The sequence below is a fragment of the Mongoliitalea daihaiensis genome (genome assembly GCF_021596945.1).
Classification (GTDB): Bacteria; Bacteroidota; Bacteroidia; order Cytophagales; family Cyclobacteriaceae; genus Mongoliitalea; species Mongoliitalea daihaiensis.
In genome coordinates, this window is sequence record NZ_CP063779.1 from 3,457,244 (window position 1) to 3,476,121 (window position 18,878).

Annotated in this window: 16 protein-coding genes and 2 tRNA genes; 13 read left to right on the forward strand and 5 right to left on the reverse strand. The window is 37.8% G+C overall.

The window, feature by feature from the left end; genetic code table 11:
- Nucleotides 1-32 precede the first annotated feature (32 nt).
- Nucleotides 33-443 (reverse strand): OsmC family protein, encoded by a 411-nt coding sequence (locus IPZ59_RS14775; RefSeq protein ID WP_236136818.1) that lies wholly within the window; start codon nucleotides 441-443, stop codon nucleotides 33-35.
- Between the two features lie 66 nt (nucleotides 444-509).
- On the opposite strand from IPZ59_RS14775, the gene IPZ59_RS14780 reads away from it, so the two are divergent.
- Complete coding sequence (locus IPZ59_RS14780; RefSeq protein WP_236136819.1) at nucleotides 510-974, forward strand: GNAT family N-acetyltransferase; 465 nt, start codon at nucleotides 510-512, stop codon at nucleotides 972-974.
- 28 nt (nucleotides 975-1,002) lie between these two features.
- Here the strand turns inward: IPZ59_RS14780 and IPZ59_RS14785 are convergent, their stop codons facing one another.
- Nucleotides 1,003-3,486, reverse strand: coding sequence for a S9 family peptidase (locus tag IPZ59_RS14785; protein ID WP_236136820.1), 2,484 nt, complete (start codon nucleotides 3,484-3,486; stop codon nucleotides 1,003-1,005).
- A 319-nt stretch (nucleotides 3,487-3,805) separates the two neighbouring features.
- On the opposite strand from IPZ59_RS14785, the gene IPZ59_RS14790 reads away from it, so the two are divergent.
- Nucleotides 3,806-5,290, forward strand: coding sequence for a S10 family peptidase (locus IPZ59_RS14790; RefSeq protein ID WP_236136821.1), 1,485 nt, complete (start codon nucleotides 3,806-3,808; stop codon nucleotides 5,288-5,290).
- Nucleotides 5,291-5,390: 100 nt separating this feature from the next.
- Here IPZ59_RS14790 and IPZ59_RS14795 read toward each other — a convergent pair whose 3' ends face one another.
- Complete coding sequence (locus IPZ59_RS14795; protein ID WP_236136822.1) at nucleotides 5,391-6,017, reverse strand: HAD family hydrolase; 627 nt, start codon at nucleotides 6,015-6,017, stop codon at nucleotides 5,391-5,393.
- A 196-nt stretch (nucleotides 6,018-6,213) separates the two neighbouring features.
- Between IPZ59_RS14795 and IPZ59_RS14800 the strand changes: the two genes are divergently transcribed.
- Nucleotides 6,214-6,287, forward strand: a tRNA-Ile gene (locus IPZ59_RS14800).
- Nucleotides 6,288-6,525: 238 nt separating this feature from the next.
- Here the strand turns inward: IPZ59_RS14800 and IPZ59_RS14805 are convergent.
- A tRNA-Met gene (locus IPZ59_RS14805) sits at nucleotides 6,526-6,599 on the reverse strand.
- A 200-nt stretch (nucleotides 6,600-6,799) separates the two neighbouring features.
- On the opposite strand from IPZ59_RS14805, the gene IPZ59_RS14810 reads away from it, so the two are divergent.
- The 8 genes from IPZ59_RS14810 to bshB1 all read left to right on the forward strand — a co-directional run bounded on the left by IPZ59_RS14810 (nucleotide 6,800) and on the right by bshB1 (nucleotide 15,513).
- Nucleotides 6,800-7,195 (forward strand): START-like domain-containing protein, encoded by a 396-nt coding sequence (locus IPZ59_RS14810; protein WP_236136823.1) that lies wholly within the window; start codon nucleotides 6,800-6,802, stop codon nucleotides 7,193-7,195.
- Nucleotides 7,196-7,258: 63 nt separating this feature from the next.
- Nucleotides 7,259-9,064 (forward strand): LptF/LptG family permease, encoded by a 1,806-nt coding sequence (locus tag IPZ59_RS14815; RefSeq protein WP_236136824.1) that lies wholly within the window; start codon nucleotides 7,259-7,261, stop codon nucleotides 9,062-9,064.
- Between the two features lie 67 nt (nucleotides 9,065-9,131).
- Nucleotides 9,132-9,407 carry a 30S ribosomal protein S15 gene (gene rpsO, locus IPZ59_RS14820; RefSeq protein ID WP_189585033.1) on the forward strand — a complete coding sequence of 92 codons (276 nt, stop codon included), beginning with the start codon at nucleotides 9,132-9,134 and terminating at the stop codon, nucleotides 9,405-9,407.
- Nucleotides 9,408-9,515: 108 nt separating this feature from the next.
- Nucleotides 9,516-11,657 carry a polyribonucleotide nucleotidyltransferase gene (gene pnp, locus IPZ59_RS14825; RefSeq protein WP_236136825.1) on the forward strand — a complete coding sequence of 714 codons (2,142 nt, stop codon included), beginning with the start codon at nucleotides 9,516-9,518 and terminating at the stop codon, nucleotides 11,655-11,657.
- An 84-nt stretch (nucleotides 11,658-11,741) separates the two neighbouring features.
- The gene (locus IPZ59_RS14830) at nucleotides 11,742-12,605 is read left to right on the forward strand and encodes a sigma-70 family RNA polymerase sigma factor (RefSeq protein ID WP_189585039.1); all 864 of its coding nucleotides are present in this window, start codon (nucleotides 11,742-11,744) and stop codon (nucleotides 12,603-12,605) included.
- A 185-nt stretch (nucleotides 12,606-12,790) separates the two neighbouring features.
- Complete coding sequence (trxB, locus tag IPZ59_RS14835; protein WP_236136826.1) at nucleotides 12,791-13,732, forward strand: thioredoxin-disulfide reductase; 942 nt, start codon at nucleotides 12,791-12,793, stop codon at nucleotides 13,730-13,732.
- Between the two features lie 12 nt (nucleotides 13,733-13,744).
- The gene (locus IPZ59_RS14840; RefSeq protein ID WP_236136827.1) at nucleotides 13,745-14,788 is read left to right on the forward strand and encodes a M23 family metallopeptidase; all 1,044 of its coding nucleotides are present in this window, start codon (nucleotides 13,745-13,747) and stop codon (nucleotides 14,786-14,788) included.
- Nucleotides 14,789-14,793: 5 nt separating this feature from the next.
- Nucleotides 14,794-15,513 carry a bacillithiol biosynthesis deacetylase BshB1 gene (bshB1, locus tag IPZ59_RS14845; RefSeq protein WP_236136828.1) on the forward strand — a complete coding sequence of 240 codons (720 nt, stop codon included), beginning with the start codon at nucleotides 14,794-14,796 and terminating at the stop codon, nucleotides 15,511-15,513.
- Nucleotides 15,514-15,524: 11 nt separating this feature from the next.
- Here the strand turns inward: bshB1 and pdxH are convergent, their stop codons facing one another.
- A complete protein-coding gene (gene pdxH / locus IPZ59_RS14850) occupies nucleotides 15,525-16,160 on the reverse strand; it encodes a pyridoxamine 5'-phosphate oxidase (protein WP_236136829.1) in 636 nt (211 codons plus the stop codon).
- An 88-nt stretch (nucleotides 16,161-16,248) separates the two neighbouring features.
- Here pdxH and IPZ59_RS14855 point away from each other — a divergent pair, with 88 nt between their 5' ends.
- Both IPZ59_RS14855 and IPZ59_RS14860 read left to right on the forward strand, forming a co-directional pair.
- Entirely contained in the window at nucleotides 16,249-16,818 is a 570-nt protein-coding gene (locus IPZ59_RS14855; protein ID WP_236136830.1) for a YqgE/AlgH family protein, read from the forward strand.
- Between the two features lie 51 nt (nucleotides 16,819-16,869).
- Nucleotides 16,870-18,876 carry a DUF349 domain-containing protein gene (locus IPZ59_RS14860; RefSeq protein ID WP_236136831.1) on the forward strand — a complete coding sequence of 669 codons (2,007 nt, stop codon included), beginning with the start codon at nucleotides 16,870-16,872 and terminating at the stop codon, nucleotides 18,874-18,876.
- Nucleotides 18,877-18,878 lie beyond the last annotated feature (2 nt).

An 18,878-nucleotide genomic window follows, 5' to 3' on the forward strand; every position in this document is an offset into this window, starting at 1 on the left:
AGCGCTCCAAAAATTGGAGCGCTGAAACATCTTTAGTTCAACTCATAGGATACAGAGATTTCCGTATTTAAAGCTTTTGATATGGGGCAATTGACTTCTGCGTCTTTCACTAATTCGGCAAATTGATCCGCTGAAATCCCAGGGACATTCGCTTTTAAAGCTATTGTTGAGGCTTTTACAGTTCCATCTTCAAAAGTAATGGTGCACTCAGCATGCAACTCTTCTGGTGTAAATCCTTCTCCGGATAGATTGAAACTCAACTTCATTGCAAAACATCCGGCATGGGCTGCAGCAATTAATTCTTCAGGATTAGTACCAATTCCATCTTCAAATCTTGAACTAAAGGAATATTGAGTTTTGCTCAAAACTCCTGTTTGAGTGGTTAAATGACCTTTGCCTTCTTTTCCTGTGCCGTTCCACACAGCAGTTGCTTTTCTTTTCATTTGGTTTTAGTTGTTAGTTTATGGAAAATAATTTTAGAATAGAACAATAGATGATTATCTTGAAACATGGACTCCAAAGATTATCGACTTACTTCTTTGAACCTTCAAGACAGAGAAAAAGTTCTTTCCCTTCTTGGAGAAGTATTCGAAAAAGAGCAAGCTATTCCTTCCGCATATCTGCCTGTTCCTTATCCTGTTCAGAAAGGGTATGGATTATGGCTTGGCTTACAACTTATAGGAGTGGTGATTATTTGGTATGATGGTCTTACATGGCACTGGGGCAGATTTGCGGTCCATCCGCAGCTCAGGGGTTTGGGTTGGGGTAAAAAGTTGGCTTATTTTTCTTTGGAAAGTTTTTTCCAGGAAGTTTCCGAAGAATTGATGATTGAAGCAAGGGATGTTACGGTCAATTTATTAGTGGGTTTGGGAGCAAGGATTGTCGGAGAACCCTATGATATTTTTGGAAAAGTAACTCCCATGAAATTAAGTCCTAATGACTTTAAAAAAATAACCCCCATCAGCGGTTGCTAACGAGGGCTCTTTTTGGTACTAAAACAGTTTATTTGGTTTGGGCTTTCTCCCGTTGAACTTCCAACATATCAACCGGTGGGGGAGTATTGTCACCCAATAAGTGCTGGACAAAATAATCTCCCATTCTCCAGAAGAAATATTCCGTCATATTGCCAAAGCCATGGCGTTGACCCGGAAGAATGATAAAATCAAAGCGCTTATTTGCTTTGATTAGGGCATCTGCCATACGGATGGTATTCGCAGGATGCACGTTGTTGTCTACATCCCCCGTAACAAGTAACAGATGTCCTTTCAGGTTTTTCGCTAAATCAGGATTTTTTTCTATTTGATATACAAAGGTAGTATCCCCTTTAGGAGTAACTAGCTCTTTTACCCCATGATGTTTTTCGGACCACCAACGATTGTAAATGTTGTTTTCGTGATTTCCTGCAGAGGAAACAGCTACTTTGAAGAAATCAGGGTATACCAGCATAGCAGCCGTAGACATAAACCCACCGCCAGAGTGACCATGAATTCCTACTCTTGATTTATCAATGAATGCATGCCTATCGGCCAGTTGCTCTACTGTAGCTTTCTTATCTGCTAATCCATAATCTCGAAGATTACCATAGCCATAATTATGATACCACTTCGATCTTGCAGGATGACCGCCTCGGTTGCCTACTGTGACTACCACAAATCCAAACTGGGCTAATCGGTCAATTCTGTCCATCCCTCTACCAAAAGACTTGTTAACAGCCTCTGTTTGAGGACCTGGATAAACATATTCTATAATCGGATATTTCTTAGTTGAATCAAAGTCAAATGGCTTATACATAACACCAAATAAGTCGGTAATTCCATCATCCGCTTTTACTTTGAAAGGTTCTGGGAACTTATATCCTGCAGCGAATAAATTACTGAGGTCAGCTTCTTCCAAATCCATGATTTTTCTTCCATTGGAGTCATGCAAGGTAGAGGCTGGAATAGTATTGACACGGGAATAATTGTTGACAAAAAACGTTGCTTTGTCATTCATGGAAACGGAATGATTAAAATCACCCGCGTTTAAGAGTGTAATTGGTCCCCCATTCAAACTTACCTTATACAAGTGCTCATAATAAGGATCTTCACCTACTTCTTTTCCATTGGCTGTGAAATAAAGTACTCTGTTTCGCTCATCTATTCGGACGATAGACTCGCTGTGAAAAGGTCCAGAAGTCAACTGACGCTTCAAAGTACCATCCATGTCGTAGAGGTAAAAATGAGCCCATCCATCTCGCTCAGACCAATGAATCAATTCATTTCCATTATTGATGATTTCAGGTTTATTGATATCAATGTAGGTATTACTCCTTTCCTCAACAATTACTTCTTTTGTACCCTTTTGGATATTCCATCTTGCAATATCAATTCTTTTTAAATCTCTGGAAGTAATGGAGAAATAAAAGAAATTTGTATCTCCCAACCATTTCACAGGCTTAAAGTCATCATCTCGAGCTGATGCAGGCAAACTTTCTGACCAAAGACCAATGGTTTGATCTTTAAATGTGGCCACATCCAGTTTGCTCATTTCTTTGGTATCAAAAGAGTAGTGATACAGTTCAGCAGTTGGCTGTTCTTTTTCTCCTGGCATGGCATACTTATAGGTCTCCAATGTAGGTCTTGGATTTCGGGTATTGTGAAGTACCCAAAGGTCTTTTACATGCCTCGCATCGCTTCTTGTTAGGATAAATTGCTTAGAATCAGCAGCCCATAATACTCCCGCTCTTTTTCTGTTATCCTTATTTTTTTCCTCTTCCACATTATCTTCACCACGGCCCCAGCCACCGTAGCTGTAGTCTTTTTCACCATCAGTAGTTAACTGATATTCTACAATGGTGCTATCTTTCTCATCTTTGACTGCTTTCAGGAAGTTTTCTTTGTCCATCCAGTACAGGTTTTCGTGTTTGGAGAAAACGATCTTGGACGAATCTGGAGCAATATTAGCCCAAGCCAATCTTTTTGCCTCTTCTTCTGGATCTGCAATTTCAGTAAGTACTTGATTGGTAATATTATATCTAAAAACAAAAGTTTTCTTCTCAATTGAATCTTTAGCATTTCTATTTTTAGCTTTGATTTCTTCCCAATCTTTTTTTACAACATCTTGGGTGCTTTTGATTTTGAACTCAATGGTGTTTTCATCCTCTAAAAATTTCAAGTTAGTAATCCCCAAATTTTGTCCATCAAATGGATCTTTTACTACTTTCGTAATTTCTGCAGCAAGTTTGTTATTGTCAAATAAAGGGGTTTTGGTACGGGTAGCTGGATTGACGATGTACCAGTTTTTACCAGATGATGTTTCATATACGTACCAAAAGCGATCCGATTTTTTCAGCCAATGGGCGTCGACATCAGTGGTGAAAATCATTTTCCTCAATTTTTCTGGAGAAAATTTCGAAGCCAATTCATAATTGCCCTTGGTATGCATTTCTTGGGCTTGAATCAATCCAGCCCAGCAAATCAGGTACATGATAACGTAAACTTTTTTCATAGATCTATAACTAATTGTTAGGTTCAACCGACACTAAGTAGAATCTCGCAAGTAGTTTCACTTGTTAAAGTATTACTTTGTCTTCGGCTAAATATTGTTTTTATCAGTTGAAAACTAATAGAATTCTTTTTGGCGACCTAGGCGAATTCATGCAATGTGGAAGCTTTCTCCATTAATGGTCATTCTACGTTATGAAAGTTTATCTGAACCACTATATTGGACTTATTTCCACTCATCCAAGCTAACAATGCTTCACATAAATAATCGGAGGAGCTATTGGATTTTCTTGTATTTTAGGAATTATAAATATTCGATCACTATGAAAAAATCATTACTGACATTTGCTATGGTGTTGCTCACTTTTACTTGGACCCTGGCTCAAGAAAAAAGAGAGGTTAAAGTGGAGTCCGCTTCCGTGACAACAGGAGAAGTGACTGTGAAAGGGAAAAGAGTTCCTTACAAAGCTACCGCAGGCACCATGCCTGTATGGGGCGAAGATGGGGAACCCATCGCTACACTATTTTACACCTATTATGAAAGAACAGACATTACTGACAAAAACAAACGACCATTGGTATTTTCCTTCAATGGAGGTCCAGGTTCTGGTTCACTATGGATGCACTTGGCCTATACGGGTCCATATGTGTTAAATATCGATGATGAGGGATATCCATTGCAGCCGTATGGGGTGAAGCAAAATAACCATACGATCTTGGATGTGGCAGACATTGTTTACATTGATCCGGTAAATACTGGCTACTCAAGAATCGTTAATAAAGATACACCTAGAAGTGCGTTTTTTGGAATCAACTCGGATGTAAAGTATCTATCAGATTGGGTAAAAACATTTGTAACAAGACAAAATAGATGGGCCTCTCCCAAGTATTTGATAGGGGAGAGCTACGGTACTACCCGTGTTTCAGGCATGGCTCATGAGTTACAAAACGCACACTGGATGTACCTGAATGGAGTGATTCTAGTTTCTCCAACAGGCTTAGGATTGGATCGTTCCGGCCCTGTAGCCAAAGCAAACTATTTGCCTTATTATGCTGCCACCGCTTGGTATCATAAAGTTTTGCCAGCTGATTTACAAGCCAAAGATTTGGATGAGATTCTTCCCGAAGTAGAGCAATATACCTTAGATGTTGTTTTACCAGCTATTGCTAAAGGAGGTTCTTTGAATCCAGAAACTCGCAAACAAATTGCTAAAAAGATGGCCTACTATTCGGGTATCAGTGAGGAAGTGTTTTTGCAGCATGCCTTGGCAGTACCGACTAGTTTTTATTGGAAGGAATTGATGCGTGACAAAGGGCTCACAGTAGGTCGTCTGGATAGTCGTTACAGAGGAATTGATCAAACGGATGCTGGAGATCGTTATGATTATGATCCTGCATTGACAGCCTGGAACCATGCCTTTTCGCCAGCAATGAATTATTATGCCAAAAATGTACTGAAATACAATACCGATTTGACCTATTATTTGTTTGGTCCTGTACAGCCATGGGATCGTAGCAATGACAATACAGGGAATCAGCTGGCACAGGCCATGCTTCAAAATCCTTATTTACATGTCATGACTCAATCCGGTTATTTTGATGGAGGTACCGATTATTTCAATGCGAAATACAATATGTGGCAAATGGATCCTGCAGGGAAAATCCAAGATCGTATGTCTTTCAAAGGCTACAGAAGTGGTCATATGATGTATCTGAGAGCAGAGGATCTTGCCAATTCTAATGAAGATGTTCGCCAATTTATCATCGATACGATGGTAGCACCTGATAAACCAGCTAAATATTGGTAATAAAAAAAATCCCTGCTCCACTCGAGCAGGGATTTTTGTTAATTAAGAACCAATCAATCAACTATTCAACGATAGGGTAGGATAGTTATTTCAGGGAGTTTTAATTTTTAAAAAAATCTTCAATTCCATAGTCTTTGGTGATTAATTGTGTTTTGATGCCTAGTTTTTCAGCTCCATTTAGATTTGACTCCAAGTCATCGAAAAATAAAACGCGTGCTGGTTTTACCTTAATTTTCTCGAGTACCGTTTCATAGATTGCCACATCCGGTTTTGCCAAACCTAATTGATGACTTAAAAACACATGATCGCATAAATTATAAATAGATGTTTCGTTTGTTTGTTCTTTTATCATTTGTTCGAAAGCATCGATATGCAAGCTATTGGTATTACTCAAAATAGCTGTTCCAAACCTTCCTCGAAGTTCTCTAAGGATATTGATTCTCGATTGTGGTATAGTCCTTAGTAGGGAATTCCACACATGATCAATTTGTTGATTTGACAAAGGAAGGTCAAAATGCTTTCTAATCTCATTTCTGAATTCATCGGTACTAATCAATCCTTTTTCGTAATCTTTGTGAAACTTCGATGGAAAAAATAAAGAAGTAAGCTCAAATTTTTGGGTTGGGATATTTTTTTTCAACTCATTGATACTGAAATCATAGTCAATATCAATGATCACATTTCCCAAATCAAAGATCAAAAAATCAATATTTTCTAAATTTTTCATGATTTTCTATTTTGTAATATTGATTTCAAATATGTAACATTGCAGTCTCAAACGCAAGTAGAGCAATCGAATTGAATGATTATCTCAATCTTCAGATTGTATAGAAATAAAAATTGATTTGCAGTGTAGAGATAAAACTGCTTTTGCCCACAATATTTTGGCTGAAGTAATCACTGGAATTGATAATAAAGCATTTGGGCCTATAGCTCAGTTGGTTAGAGCTTCTGACTCATAATCAGGAGGTCGCTGGTTCGAGCCCAGCTGGGCCCACGTTGTAATCAAGCACTTACGGGATTTTTCTCGGGGTGCTTTTTTTTGTTCAAAATTTCAGAAAATAAGGTCAATAGTACATAAAAGACCACTTTAGCAATTTTTTCACTTTATAGATTTCTCAAATCCTTCCATGTACTTTAGAAAATCGTACAGACTATCTATTCTTCAAACATGACAGGACGTATCAAAACAGGAATTCATCCAAATAAAAAAAGCTCCTGTGAAGGAGCTTTTGTAGCGAGGACGAGAGTTGAACTCGTGACCTCAGGGTTATGAATCCTGCGCTCTAACCAACTGAGCTACCTCGCCATGAATTATTTTAAACTTCAATTCAATTCTTTAAATTGGAAATCAAAAATAAATTCTTATTTTGAGTTCCGGAAGAGTTTAATGATTGGATCATTAGCGCCTTCCTCCGAATTGGAATGCAAATATGAGTGGTTAGCTTTTTATTTGCAAACAAAGTCAATCAAAAATTATCCTTTTTTTGGTTTTAAATTTTAGAAATTATGGTGAAAAATAAGTTTGTTGCTGATTATCAAATTAATACTTCGCGAAAATTATTATTCCCTTATCTCAGTACAGCGAGTGGACTTTCGGAATGGTTTGCTGATGATGTTACAATCAATGGGGATAAAACCTTTTTGTTTGAATATGATGGAGAGAAACATTATGCAAGAGTGACAGCTCTTCGAAAAGATATGCATGTGAAATTTGAATATTTTGATCCGGAAAATTCAGAAGAACAGGATAAATCGTTTATTGAGTTTAAGCTAGAAGAAAATGAGTTGACCCAAACCCTATTTTTAAAAGTAATCGATTATAGTGATTCTTACGACGACGAAGAATTGGAGTCTATTTGGGAAGGTTTGATCATCAATCTTAAAGAGATAATCGGAGGTTAATAAATTTTTGGTTAAAATTGTGCACTCTTACCTTTTTATCCGTTAAAGGTATAGTTGTACTACATGAAAAAACTTGATAAATTAATTCTAGGCTCTTTCATTGGACCCTTCTTTTTGACATTTATAGTGGTAGATTTTATTCTACTGACTGTGAACATGCTCAAGTATTTTGACGAAATATTTGGAAAGGGGCTTAGTTTTTGGATTTATATGGAGCTGATTTCTTATTTTGTAATCAGTATATCACCCATGGCTTTACCTTTGGCAGTATTGCTCTCTGCATTGATGACTTTTGGGAATTTAGGTGAGCATTTTGAATTGACCGCTATTAAGAGTAGTGGGATTTCTTTGTTGAGAGCTTTGCGTCCAATTGGGATTTTTGTGGTTTTTCTTACCATTGGAGCCTTTTTATCCAATAATTATTTGGTGCCAAAAGTCAACCTGAAGACCTTCAGTCTTTTATACGATATCCGCATGAAGTCACCTGCTTTGGATATAAAAGAAGGTGTTTTTTACGCTGGTATTCCGAATTATAGTATCAAAGTCAATAAAAAGCTAGATGACATTCGTTTACAAGATATTATTATTTACAATCATGCAGAAGGGCAGGGGAATACCAATGTTATTTTGGCTGACTCTGGAAGAATGGAGCCGTTTTTCAACGATTCTTATCTTAGCCTCACCTTGTATAATGGTGTAAATTACAAAGAGTCGCGTGATCAGCGAGCTAAAACCGAAAAACCCGCAAACTTTAGTAGAACCTATTTCTCTGAAAATCAAATTATTTTTAACCTTGAATCCTTTCAGATGAATCGAACTCCTGAGGATTTATGGTCTACTAATCGTTCAATCAAAAATATCAGTGGTTTAAAAGAAGGTTTGGATTCTATTTACAGTGAGATGAACCAAATTGTCTTCTATAATTTTGCAAATACAGAGTCCAATTATACCTTTTTTACAAGAAACAGAAAGTTAACGCCTCCAGCTGATGTAGCTGAAAGAAAAAGGGTGGACGACTCTCTTCGCTTAGAACGTGGAAAAATCAAACAAGCCCGACAAGATTCCTCCCGTAATATCATCGATGCTTCTTCCTATAATGCTACTTCGGATTCTTTGAACATAGAACTATTTGCATACAATTCACAGGAAGAGGAGATGGAAGATAAACCTTCGATCGATAGTGTTATTAGTCAATCGGTAGGTGGGGCAGAAATGGTGGATTCAGAAAATACCCAAGGAAAAGACAGAAAAGGCCTATCCATAGATGGCTTTGATTTCACTCCTTTATCACGGTCAGACTCTATTCGATTATTCAAAAAAAACAGATCAGAAGATACGGTGAGAGTGACACGCTTGACGACTGAGCAATTGTTACGAATGGATTCAATAATTGAAGTTAACAATTACGAGCAGCGAGCGGCTACTGTAGCCATCAACAACGCGCGTACATTGAAAAATAATTTCTCTAATAAAGTTTCCCAACTAGATAATCTAGAGCGGGAATACAGAAGGTATCAGATAGCATGGTATCAGAAGTATACTACAGCTTTTGCTTGTATTGTAATGTTTTTGATAGGTGCTCCTTTAGGTGCAATCATAAAAAAAGGAGGTCTTGGAATGCCTGTTTTGATGTCCATTATATTTTTTATTGTGTATTACATGCTGACTATAACAGGAGAAAAGTGGGCGAAAGAAGGAATTACTGATGCAGTTCTGGGGACTTGGTTTTCGAACCTAGTACTCTTACCTTTTGGTTTTTTCTTCTTGAAGCAAGCACGAAAAGATGCCCGGATATTTGAGGCAGATGTGTACTTAGAATTATGGAACAAAATCAGGGCATTTTTCAAGAGAAAGTTCTCCAAAACCTAGGCGATTCTTTTTAAATCCAAATTATTGACGTACCTTTGCAACTGTTTAAATTTAATTTTAACTAGACATGTATTTAACTACAGAGAAAAAAGTAGAGCTATTCAAGAATCATGGCAGGTTAAAATCTGAAACTGATACAGGTTCTCCTGAGTCTCAGATTGCATTGTTCACTTACAGAATCAATCACCTGACCGATCACTTAAGAACGCACAAAAAGGACCACGGTTCGCGTTTAAGTTTGTTGAAATTAGTAGGTAAAAGAAGAAGCCTTCTTAACTACTTAATCAAAAATGACATCGAAAGATATAGAGCTGTCATTGCAGACTTAGGATTACGTAAATAATTGAAATCTTTTGTAAGGTTCTCTTTTGGAGAACCTTACTTTTTTGCTTCTCCCCCGATATTAAACCTTACTTTTAAAACTTAGTACATTTATTCTTAACAAACACGTATGTTACCAAATCTTATTACCAAATCTATTGTTCTTGAAGACGGTAGAGAAATTATCATTGAAACTGGAGCGTTGGCTAAGCAGGCTGATGGTTCTGTTGTCGTTAGAATGGGGAATGCCATGTTATTGGCAACTGTAGTCTCTAAAAAAGAGGCCATAGACGGAGTTGACTTTTTACCATTATCTGTAGATTACCAAGAGAAATTCGCGGCTTCAGGAAAAATTCCTGGAGGCTTTTTAAAAAGAGAGGGGAGATTATCTGATTATGAGATTTTAATCAGTAGAATCGTTGATAGAGCGATCAGACCGATATTCCCAGATGATTATCATGCTGATACTCAAATTGCTATTACATTGATGTCTGCGGACAGTGATGTATTGCCTGATTGCCTAGCTGGTTTAGCTGCATCTGCAGCTTTAGCAGTGTCTGATATCCCGTTTAACGGACCGATATCTGAAGTACGTGTAGCTAAAATTAATGGAAAGTTAGTAATCAATCCAACACCTGCACAGACTGAAGTGGCTTCGCTTGAGTTTATCGTGGCGGGATCGATGGAATATATTTTGATGGTAGAAGGTGAAGCTGACGAAATTTCTGAAGAAGAAATGGTAGAAGCTCTGCAGTTTGCGCATGATGAGATAAAAAAGCATTGTCAAGTACAACTTGAACTAACGAAAGCTGTTGGAAAGGAAATGAAGCGTGCATATAGTCACGAGAAGTCTGATGAGGCTTTATATGAAAAAATGCATGCAGAATTATATAACAAATGCTATGAGGTAGTACAGCGTCAAATTGCTAACAAGTCAGAGCGTTCAGAATTAATCAAAGCAATTAAAGAAGGATTTATTGAAAGTTTAGGGGAAGAGCATCCGTATGAAGCGAGCTTAATTGGTCCTTATTTCTCAAAAATCCATAAAGAAGCAGCAAGAAATCTGACGTTGACTGAGAAGAAGCGATTGGACGGTAGAGCTTTGGATGAAATCAGACCTATTTGGTCAGTGGTGGATTATTTGCCATCAGCCCATGGTTCGGCTGTTTTTACACGAGGAGAGACGCAATCCATCACGACATGTACCTTGGGTACCAAAATGGATGAGCAAATGGTAGATGGAGCGATGATCTCCGGATACAATAAATTTTTCTTGCATTACAATTTCCCTGGTTTTTCTACGGGTGAAGTAAAACCTAACAGAGGACCAGGTAGAAGAGAAGTAGGACACGGAAATCTTGCTCAGCGTGCTTTGAAGAAAGTAATGCCTAAGGATGATGAAAATCCATATACAATTCGTATCGTCTCTGATATCTTAGAATCAAACGGATCTTCTTCAATGGCAACAGTTTGTGCGGGTTCTTTAGCTTTAATGGATGCAGGTGTACCTATCAAGGCACCCGTAACTGGTATAGCTATGGGTATGATCTCCGATGCAAAAACAGGACAGTATTCTATTTTATCCGATATCTTAGGCGATGAAGATCATTTGGGTGATATGGATTTTAAAGTAACGGGTACTGCAAAAGGTATCACGGCCTGTCAAATGGATCTTAAGGTAGAAGGTTTGGACTATAGTGTGTTGAAAGAAGCATTGCTTCAAGCAAAAGAAGGCAGACTTCACATTCTCAATGAAATAACCAAAACTTTGGATACACCTAGAGCTGACTTGAAACCTCATGCTCCAAGATCGTTCATGATGTCTATTCCAAAAGAATTGATTGGTGCGGTTATTGGTCCAGGTGGTAAAGTGATTCAGGAAATCCAAAAGGATACGGGCGCAACGATCGTAATTGAAGAAAAAGATAATCAAGGCAAGATCAGTGTTTTTGCAACGAATCAAACTTCTATGGATGGGGCTATTGGTCGCATTAAAGCAATTGTAGCACAGCCTGAAATTGGAGAAACTTACACTGGTAAAGTAAAGAATATACAGCCATTTGGTGCTTTCGTTGAATTTATGCCAGGAAAAGACGGTTTACTTCATATCTCTGAGATCAAGTGGGAGCGTCTAGAAACCATGGATGGTGTATTGGAGCCTGGTGAGGAAATCATGGTGAAACTGATAGATGTCGATAAAAAGACTGGTAAATTCAAGCTTTCACGAAAGGTGCTTCTTCCTAAGCCTGAAAAATCTGATAAAAAAGATTAATGTTTTTAAAGTATTTAGTACTTTGAACTTTCATGCAGTACAATTCTGTTATTAGAAATCTTAACTGATAAATAAAATTCTCGAATGAGGCAGCTAAAAATTAGCAAACAGATTACTAACCGAGAGAGTCAATCCCTCGATAAGTATCTTCAGGAAATAGGTAAAGTTGACCTTTTAACAGCTGATGAAGAGGTGGTATTAGCCAAGAGAATCCGCGAAGGAGATCAATTGGCTTTAGAGAAGCTGACAAAAGCAAACCTTAGATTTGTGGTGTCTGTTGCAAAACAGTACCAAAATCAAGGGTTATCATTAGGTGACTTGATCAACGAAGGTAACCTTGGTTTGATCAAAGCAGCGCAGAGATTTGATGAAACCAGAGGTTTTAAATTTATTTCTTATGCAGTATGGTGGATTCGTCAATCTATTCTTCAAGCATTGGCTGAACAATCCCGAATTGTTAGACTACCGCTCAACAGAGTAGGTTCATTGAATAAAATCAGCAAAACTTTCTCTGAATTAGAGCAAAAGTTTGAACGGGAGCCTTCTCCTGAAGAATTGGCCGAAGTTTTGGAAGTTACAGCTAGCGAAGTTGTGGATACTATGAAGATTTCAGGTAGACACGTTTCAATGGATGCACCATTTGTTCAAGGAGAAGAAAACAGCTTGTTGGATGTTCTTGAAAACGATGGTGACGAAAAGCCAGACGATGGATTGTTAAATGAATCTTTAAGAAAAGAAGTACAACGCGCGCTTTCCACACTTACGTCGAGAGAAGCAGATGTAATCACATTGTACTTTGGATTGAATGGTGAACATGCGCTTACCTTAGAGGAAATCGGTGAAAAATTTAACTTAACAAGAGAGCGAGTTAGACAGATTAAAGAGAAGGCTATCAGGAGATTAAGACATACTTCTAGGAGTAAGACTTTAAAGCCTTATCTTGGTTAAAATTGTCACTGTATCATACATTACTGAAAAAGGGGATTTTTTCCCCTTTTTTTGTGTCATAATTTAGTTTATTTCGAGATTCCTCACTAATAATCAGCTTACGCAGTTTTAGGGAAATTTAACAGAAATAGACTTTGTTGTGACAAGAATATTAACAAAATTTGCCAACTTTAATTAAATCACTCATGACAACTACTGTAGAAAAATTGAAGGTATTGATTATTGGATCAGGACCAGCAGGATATACAGCGGCAATCTATGCTTCACGCGCAGGATTAAACCCAGTTCTTTACACAGGAGCCCAGCCAGGTGGCCAATTGACGATTACGACGGACGTAGAAAATTATCCGGGTTATCCAGGAGGAGTGCAAGGTCCTGAAATGATGGAAGATTTCCGCAAACAAGCAGAGAGATTTGGTACACAGGTTCGCTATGGTATGGTAACCAAAGTAGATTTTAGTGCGAGACCACATAAGGTTATTGTGGATGATCAGGTGGAAATTCACGCAGAAACGATAATTATATCTACAGGTGCATCTGCCAAATGGTTGGGGATAGAAAGTGAAGAACGTCTCAACGGCAAAGGTGTTTCTGCTTGCGCGGTATGTGATGGATTCTTTTTTAGGGGTCAGGACGTAGCAATTGTAGGTGCTGGTGATACTGCATGTGAGGAGGCTTCTTATCTTGCTAATATTTGTAGCAAAGTTTATATGCTCATTAGGAGAGATGAAATGAGAGCTTCTCAAATTATGCAAAAGCGTGTTTTAAACAATCCTAAAATTGAAGTCCTCTGGAATACAGAGACGGAAGAAATCCTAGGGGATGAGGAAGTTACTGGTGTACGTGTTTACAATAACCAAACCAAGGAATCTAAAGAATTAGCAATTTCGGGATTCTTTGTAGCAATTGGTCATGAACCCAATACGGGAATTTTTAAAGAATTTATTGATATGGATGAGAGCGGATATATCAAGACCCTGCCAGGGAGTACCAAAACCAATATCGAAGGCGTCTTCGCTTGCGGTGATGCCCAAGACCATATCTATCGTCAAGCTGTCACAGCTGCTGGTACAGGATGTATGGCTGCTTTAGATGCTGAAAGGTTTTTGGCTGCACAAGAATCTTGATAACCCATTCTAATGAGATTAAAAAGCATTGTAAGAGTATTGATTTTCATGTTGAGCATAGGTTCTTTTAGTTCCTATGCTCAAACTTTTCCAAAAATTATTAAAAAATCAAAGCAAGATCAATCCATTACACCACCCTCAAATCCGCTTCAACGAGACATAAGATTATTCGATTCTCAAAAGTATTTGTACGACATTACGCGGCAAACAGACTCTCTACTTTACAAGGATTATGTAGATCTTCGCAAAAGGCTGAGTATTGTAGAGGAAGACACGCTTTCACTTATTTGGGCACCAACAAACCAATTGGCTCAGGTTTCTGAAAAAATATTGATTGATAGTATTTGGGTTACTGCTTTCGAATACTATGCATCTTGGGATAGTCAAAAGATCAATATTTATAATTTTAATCCCAAAGATTTCAAAGATACGGTATACGTTAAGCTGTATGATACTTTTTTTGGGACGGATTATAAAATGCCTTTAGATGAAACTCGAATTACGTCCGAATTTGGATTTCGTAGGTATCGTTGGCATCATGGAACGGATTTAAAATTGACTGTAGGCACACCAATCTATGCCACTTTTGATGGGATTGTTAGGATTCGATCCTATGATAGGACAGGCTATGGATATTATGTGGTAGTGAGACATAAAAATGGCTTGGAAACATTGTATGGGCACATGTCAAAAATATTGGTTGATGTGGGTCAGGAAGTGATCGCAGGGGATGTCCTTGGGTTAGGTGGGAATACTGGTAGAAGTACAGGACCTCATCTGCATTTTGAGGTCAGGTACCAAGGTTTATCCATTAATCCAACTCAAATATTCGATTTCAATCTTGGTAGGTTAAGGAGTGATGTATATATGATTACGGCTTCCAGTTTTGATCATGTGGTGCAGACCCAGCAATCAGTGGTTCACAGAGTAAGAAGTGGAGAGACTTTGTCAAGTATCGCTAGAAGATACGGTGTCAGGGTGAGTACCATTACGCGTTTAAATAACATTTCTGTTAATTCTACTTTGAGAGTAGGGCAGCAATTAAGAATCAGGTAACCATTATGAATAAATTAGATATATTGGTCATAGCAGCGCATCCTGATGATGCTGAGTTAGCATGCTCAGGCACCATTGCTGCACATGTAGCTCAAGGGTACAAAGTAGGAATTGTTGATCTTACCATGGGTGAAATGGGTACAAGGGGTAATCCTGAACTTCGACTACAAGAATCCGCCAAAGCTGCTCAGATATTAGGATTATCAGCTAGAGAAAATCTGCGCTTCAAGGATGTGTTTTTCAAGGATGATGAAGCTCATCAATTGAAGATTGTAGAAATGATCCGAAAATATCAACCCGAGATTGTGCTGGCAAATGCTGTTTCGGATAGGCATCCTGATCATGGTAAAGGAGCATCAGTAGCTAGTAAAGCTTGTTTTATGAGTGGCTTGCGTAAAATTGAAACCTTTTTAGAAGGTCAACCTCAACAGCCTTGGAGACCTGCATTTGTCTACCATTATATTCAAAATAATTTTATCAAACCGGATTTTGTAGTAGATATTACACCGTATTGGGAAATAAAACTTGCCAGCATTCAGGCATTTGCTTCTCAATTTTATGATCCCAATAGCCAAGAGCCTGAAAGTTTTATTTCATCCAAAAGTTTTCTTCCTTTCATTGAGTCAAGGGCGATTGAGTTTGGTCATAGCATTATGTCCAAGTATGGGGAGGGATTCACCGTGGAGCGAATGCTTGGTGTAGAAAACTTATTTAACTTAAAGTAACATTGCCCCATTTAAGGGGCAATTCTTTTGATCGACCATTTTTCGGTACCTTGTAATGTATACAAAATACGATCGTGTAGTCTACTAGGTCTTCCTTGCCAAAATTCAATTTCAATAGGGGTAATCCTAAAACCTCCCCAATGAGGTGGTCTTTTGATAGTTTCGGGGCTTAATTCTTTGGAATACATTTGTTCGCGATCTGCTAAATATTTGCGATCGGGGATTTCTTGGCTTTGAGGAGAAACCCATGCACCTATTTGACTTGAAAAAGGTCTTGAGAAAAAATATTCATCCGATTCTTCTGGAGAAACTTTGGCTGCCTTTCCTACAACACGTACTTGCCGCTCCAATTCCGGCCAAAAAAAGGTCAACGCTACTTTAGGGTCATGAATCAATTCTTGACCTTTAGCACTTTGGTAATTGGTATAAAAGACAAAGCCGTGATCTACTCCTTTCAATAATACAATTCTGCTGTTTGGAAAGCCATCTTTTCCAAGAGTACTTAGGTTCATGGCATTGGCTTCCATTACTTTAGCTTGGATTGCTTCTTCAAACCATTGATTGAATTGCTGTATTGGGTTTTCAGCAACATCTGTACTGTCTAGTGATTTGAGAGAATAGTCTATTCGGATATCTGCTAATTTCATATGGATTACACTTGATTGCTTAAAATTAATTGAGTTATTGCATTTAAAAAATTTAGAATTATATTAAATGCCAAATAACAACATTTTTATGAAAGCAAAGTTTACACATAAGCCTAAAGCCGGCCAACTTTTGATTTCAGAGCCATTTTTACAAGATGAGAATTTTGTTCGCTCTGTGGTACTTCTGTGCAATCATGATGAGCATGGGTCATTTGGATTGGTTTTAAACAAACTTTCTATTCTTAAGTTAGATGAATTGTTAGACGGAGACCTTTTAAATCCACTTGATGTTTATGTGGGAGGGCCTGTTGAACAAAATACCTTACATTTTATCTATAGAGGGGGTCAGTTGCTAGAGGATAGTATTTCACTTATGGATGAGTTATGGTGGAGTGGGGATTTTGAAAAACTCTTAACTGAAATTCGAAATGGTAATTTAAAAGAAGATGATGTTCGTTTCTTCATTGGATATTCAGGTTGGGCCGAAGGTCAGCTGCAGGAAGAGTTAGATCAACAAACTTGGATACTTTGTGATAAAATCGATACAGAAAATATTTTTGATGCTTCTCCGGAAGAGTTATGGAAACTTATATTGAAAAATATGGGAGGAGAGTATCAACAAATGGCAAATTATCCAATTGACCCAAGATTAAATTAGACAATTTTATTACATTTGTTTGATAAGCGCTTTATAAAGTAAGTTTCAATTATGGACAAAGAGAAAGAAATGCCTGAAGAAGGTAAGGTGACTCCAGCTGCTTCAACAGTTGAGGGTAATGAAGAAATTAAAAATACAACAGAGGAAGCAACCGCAGAATCGATCAATGAAGAAGTCGATAATTCTCAAGAGCAGGTAAATTCGGATAGTGCAGAAAGCCCTGTTGAAGAAACAGCGGAAGTAGAAGCTACTCCTGAGTCTGTGGCTACAGAAGAAGTCGTAGCAGAATCCAAAACAGAATCTTCAGCATCGGAAGAAGATGCAGGAGAAGAACAAACGGAGGATGAAGAAGAGGATATCGATTACTCTCATTTTTCGAAGAAAGAGTTGATTTCGGCATTAAAATCATTTGTGGATGCTGATAATATTTTATCACTCGATAAAAAAGTAGCTACGATCAAATCTTGTTTTGATGAGCTATTTTCGCATGAAAAGCAGGAAGCTATGGATTCCTTTGTTGCTGGAGGGGGCGAAGCAGATGATTTTTCATACAAATCTCAGGAAGATGATAAGCTATTTTTTGCTACTTATAACCTATATAGAGAAAGACGTACTCAGTTTATCAAGGCGCTTGAAAAACAGAAGGAAAAAAATCTTGATTTAAAAAATAACATTTTAGATAAATTAAGAGAGTTGGTGGATAGTGAGGAGACTACACACAGTATCAACGCAATCAAGCAAATCCAAGATGATTGGAAAAAAATAGGGCCGGTACCATCTAATATCAATAAAAATCTTTGGGCTTCATTTAATGCGCTAATGGATAGATTCTATGACAATAGAAGTATCTATTTTGAGCTGAAAGAGCTAGATCGCAAGAAAAATTTAGAGCAAAAATTAGAAATCTGTGAAAAAGCGGAAGCACTTGTAAAATTAGAGGATCTCAAAGATGCCATTAAAGCGCTTAATGACTTGCATGAAGAGTTCAAGCATATAGGTCCAGTACCTAGAGAAGAGCAAGAACCACTTTGGCAACGATTCAAGGCTGCTTCTGACGCTGTTTACGACAGAAGAAAAGAGTTTTACGAAGATCAGAAAGGCAAACTCAAAGAGAATCTTCAAATCAAGGAAGCATTGATTCAAAAAATTGCCTCTTACAAAGACTTTACTGCAAGTAAAATCAAAGAATGGAATGTAAAGACGAAAGAGGTACTCAGTATTCAAAAAGAATGGGAGGCAGCAGGACCTGTTCCAAGAGAACTGGGTAAGGAAGTAAACAAGCAATTTTGGGGTTATTTTAAAGACTTTTTTCATCAAAAAAACCTTTTTTTCAAGGAGTTAGATGAAATTAGACTTGCTAATAAGAAAAAAGCTGAGGAACTGATTGAAAAAGCTGAGGCATTGGTTGATGATACCAAATGGCAGGAAACTACCAACAAAATGATTTCCCTACAGCAGGAATGGAAAAAGATAGGTCCTACACCAGAGAAAGTAAGGGATGAACTTTATAAGCGCTTTAAAAAGGCATGCGATTCATTCTTTGAGAACAAACGAAATGCAAATCAGCAAGCAACCCAGGAATACGATGATAATTTAAAACTGAAAGAACAGGTGATTGCCAATATTTTGGCTGCTGCGAAAGAAAGCCCATCAGAGGAAACCTTGGAGGCACTGATTAATCAATACAATACCATTGGCTTTGTTCCTCGTAAAAACATCAAGGAAATCTTAGCGAAGTTTAATCAGGCTGTAGATACATACGTAGAAGCACTTGGTTCTACTGGTGAGAGTAGGGAGGACTTTGTGTTCCGATTAAATCTTAACAAGCTTCAAGCAGATCCAAATGGTAATCGTGCTCTGAATAAAAAAGAATTTGGAATCCGAAAGCAGATTACAGATCTTGAAAATAACATTGGCTTGTGGAAAAATAATTTGGAATTCTTTGCAGCTTCCAAAACCGCTGACAAGTTAAAAGTTCAATTTGAGGACAAAATCAATAAGGCAGAGGCCGAAATTGAGAAGCTCAAGAAAAAACTTTCAATCATTCGAGAATTTTAATT

Excerpts from the sequence above, each read along its gene's own strand:
- IPZ59_RS14775 (WP_236136818.1), bottom strand. The coding sequence starts at position 443 with ATGAAAAGAAAAGCAACTGCTGTGTGGAACGGCACAGGAAAAGAAGGC.
- IPZ59_RS14780 (WP_236136819.1), top strand. The coding sequence starts at position 510 with ATGGACTCCAAAGATTATCGACTTACTTCTTTGAACCTTCAAGACAGA.
- IPZ59_RS14785 (WP_236136820.1), bottom strand. The coding sequence starts at position 3,486 with ATGAAAAAAGTTTACGTTATCATGTACCTGATTTGCTGGGCTGGATTG.
- IPZ59_RS14790 (WP_236136821.1), top strand. The coding sequence starts at position 3,806 with ATGAAAAAATCATTACTGACATTTGCTATGGTGTTGCTCACTTTTACT.
- IPZ59_RS14795 (WP_236136822.1), bottom strand. The coding sequence starts at position 6,017 with ATGAAAAATTTAGAAAATATTGATTTTTTGATCTTTGATTTGGGAAAT.
- IPZ59_RS14810 (WP_236136823.1), top strand. The coding sequence starts at position 6,800 with ATGGTGAAAAATAAGTTTGTTGCTGATTATCAAATTAATACTTCGCGA.
- IPZ59_RS14815 (WP_236136824.1), top strand. The coding sequence starts at position 7,259 with ATGAAAAAACTTGATAAATTAATTCTAGGCTCTTTCATTGGACCCTTC.
- rpsO (WP_189585033.1), top strand. The coding sequence starts at position 9,132 with ATGTATTTAACTACAGAGAAAAAAGTAGAGCTATTCAAGAATCATGGC.
- pnp (WP_236136825.1), top strand. The coding sequence starts at position 9,516 with ATGTTACCAAATCTTATTACCAAATCTATTGTTCTTGAAGACGGTAGA.
- IPZ59_RS14830 (WP_189585039.1), top strand. The coding sequence starts at position 11,742 with ATGAGGCAGCTAAAAATTAGCAAACAGATTACTAACCGAGAGAGTCAA.
- trxB (WP_236136826.1), top strand. The coding sequence starts at position 12,791 with ATGACAACTACTGTAGAAAAATTGAAGGTATTGATTATTGGATCAGGA.
- IPZ59_RS14840 (WP_236136827.1), top strand. The coding sequence starts at position 13,745 with ATGAGATTAAAAAGCATTGTAAGAGTATTGATTTTCATGTTGAGCATA.
- bshB1 (WP_236136828.1), top strand. The coding sequence starts at position 14,794 with ATGAATAAATTAGATATATTGGTCATAGCAGCGCATCCTGATGATGCT.
- pdxH (WP_236136829.1), bottom strand. The coding sequence starts at position 16,160 with ATGAAATTAGCAGATATCCGAATAGACTATTCTCTCAAATCACTAGAC.
- IPZ59_RS14855 (WP_236136830.1), top strand. The coding sequence starts at position 16,249 with ATGAAAGCAAAGTTTACACATAAGCCTAAAGCCGGCCAACTTTTGATT.
- IPZ59_RS14860 (WP_236136831.1), top strand. The coding sequence starts at position 16,870 with ATGGACAAAGAGAAAGAAATGCCTGAAGAAGGTAAGGTGACTCCAGCT.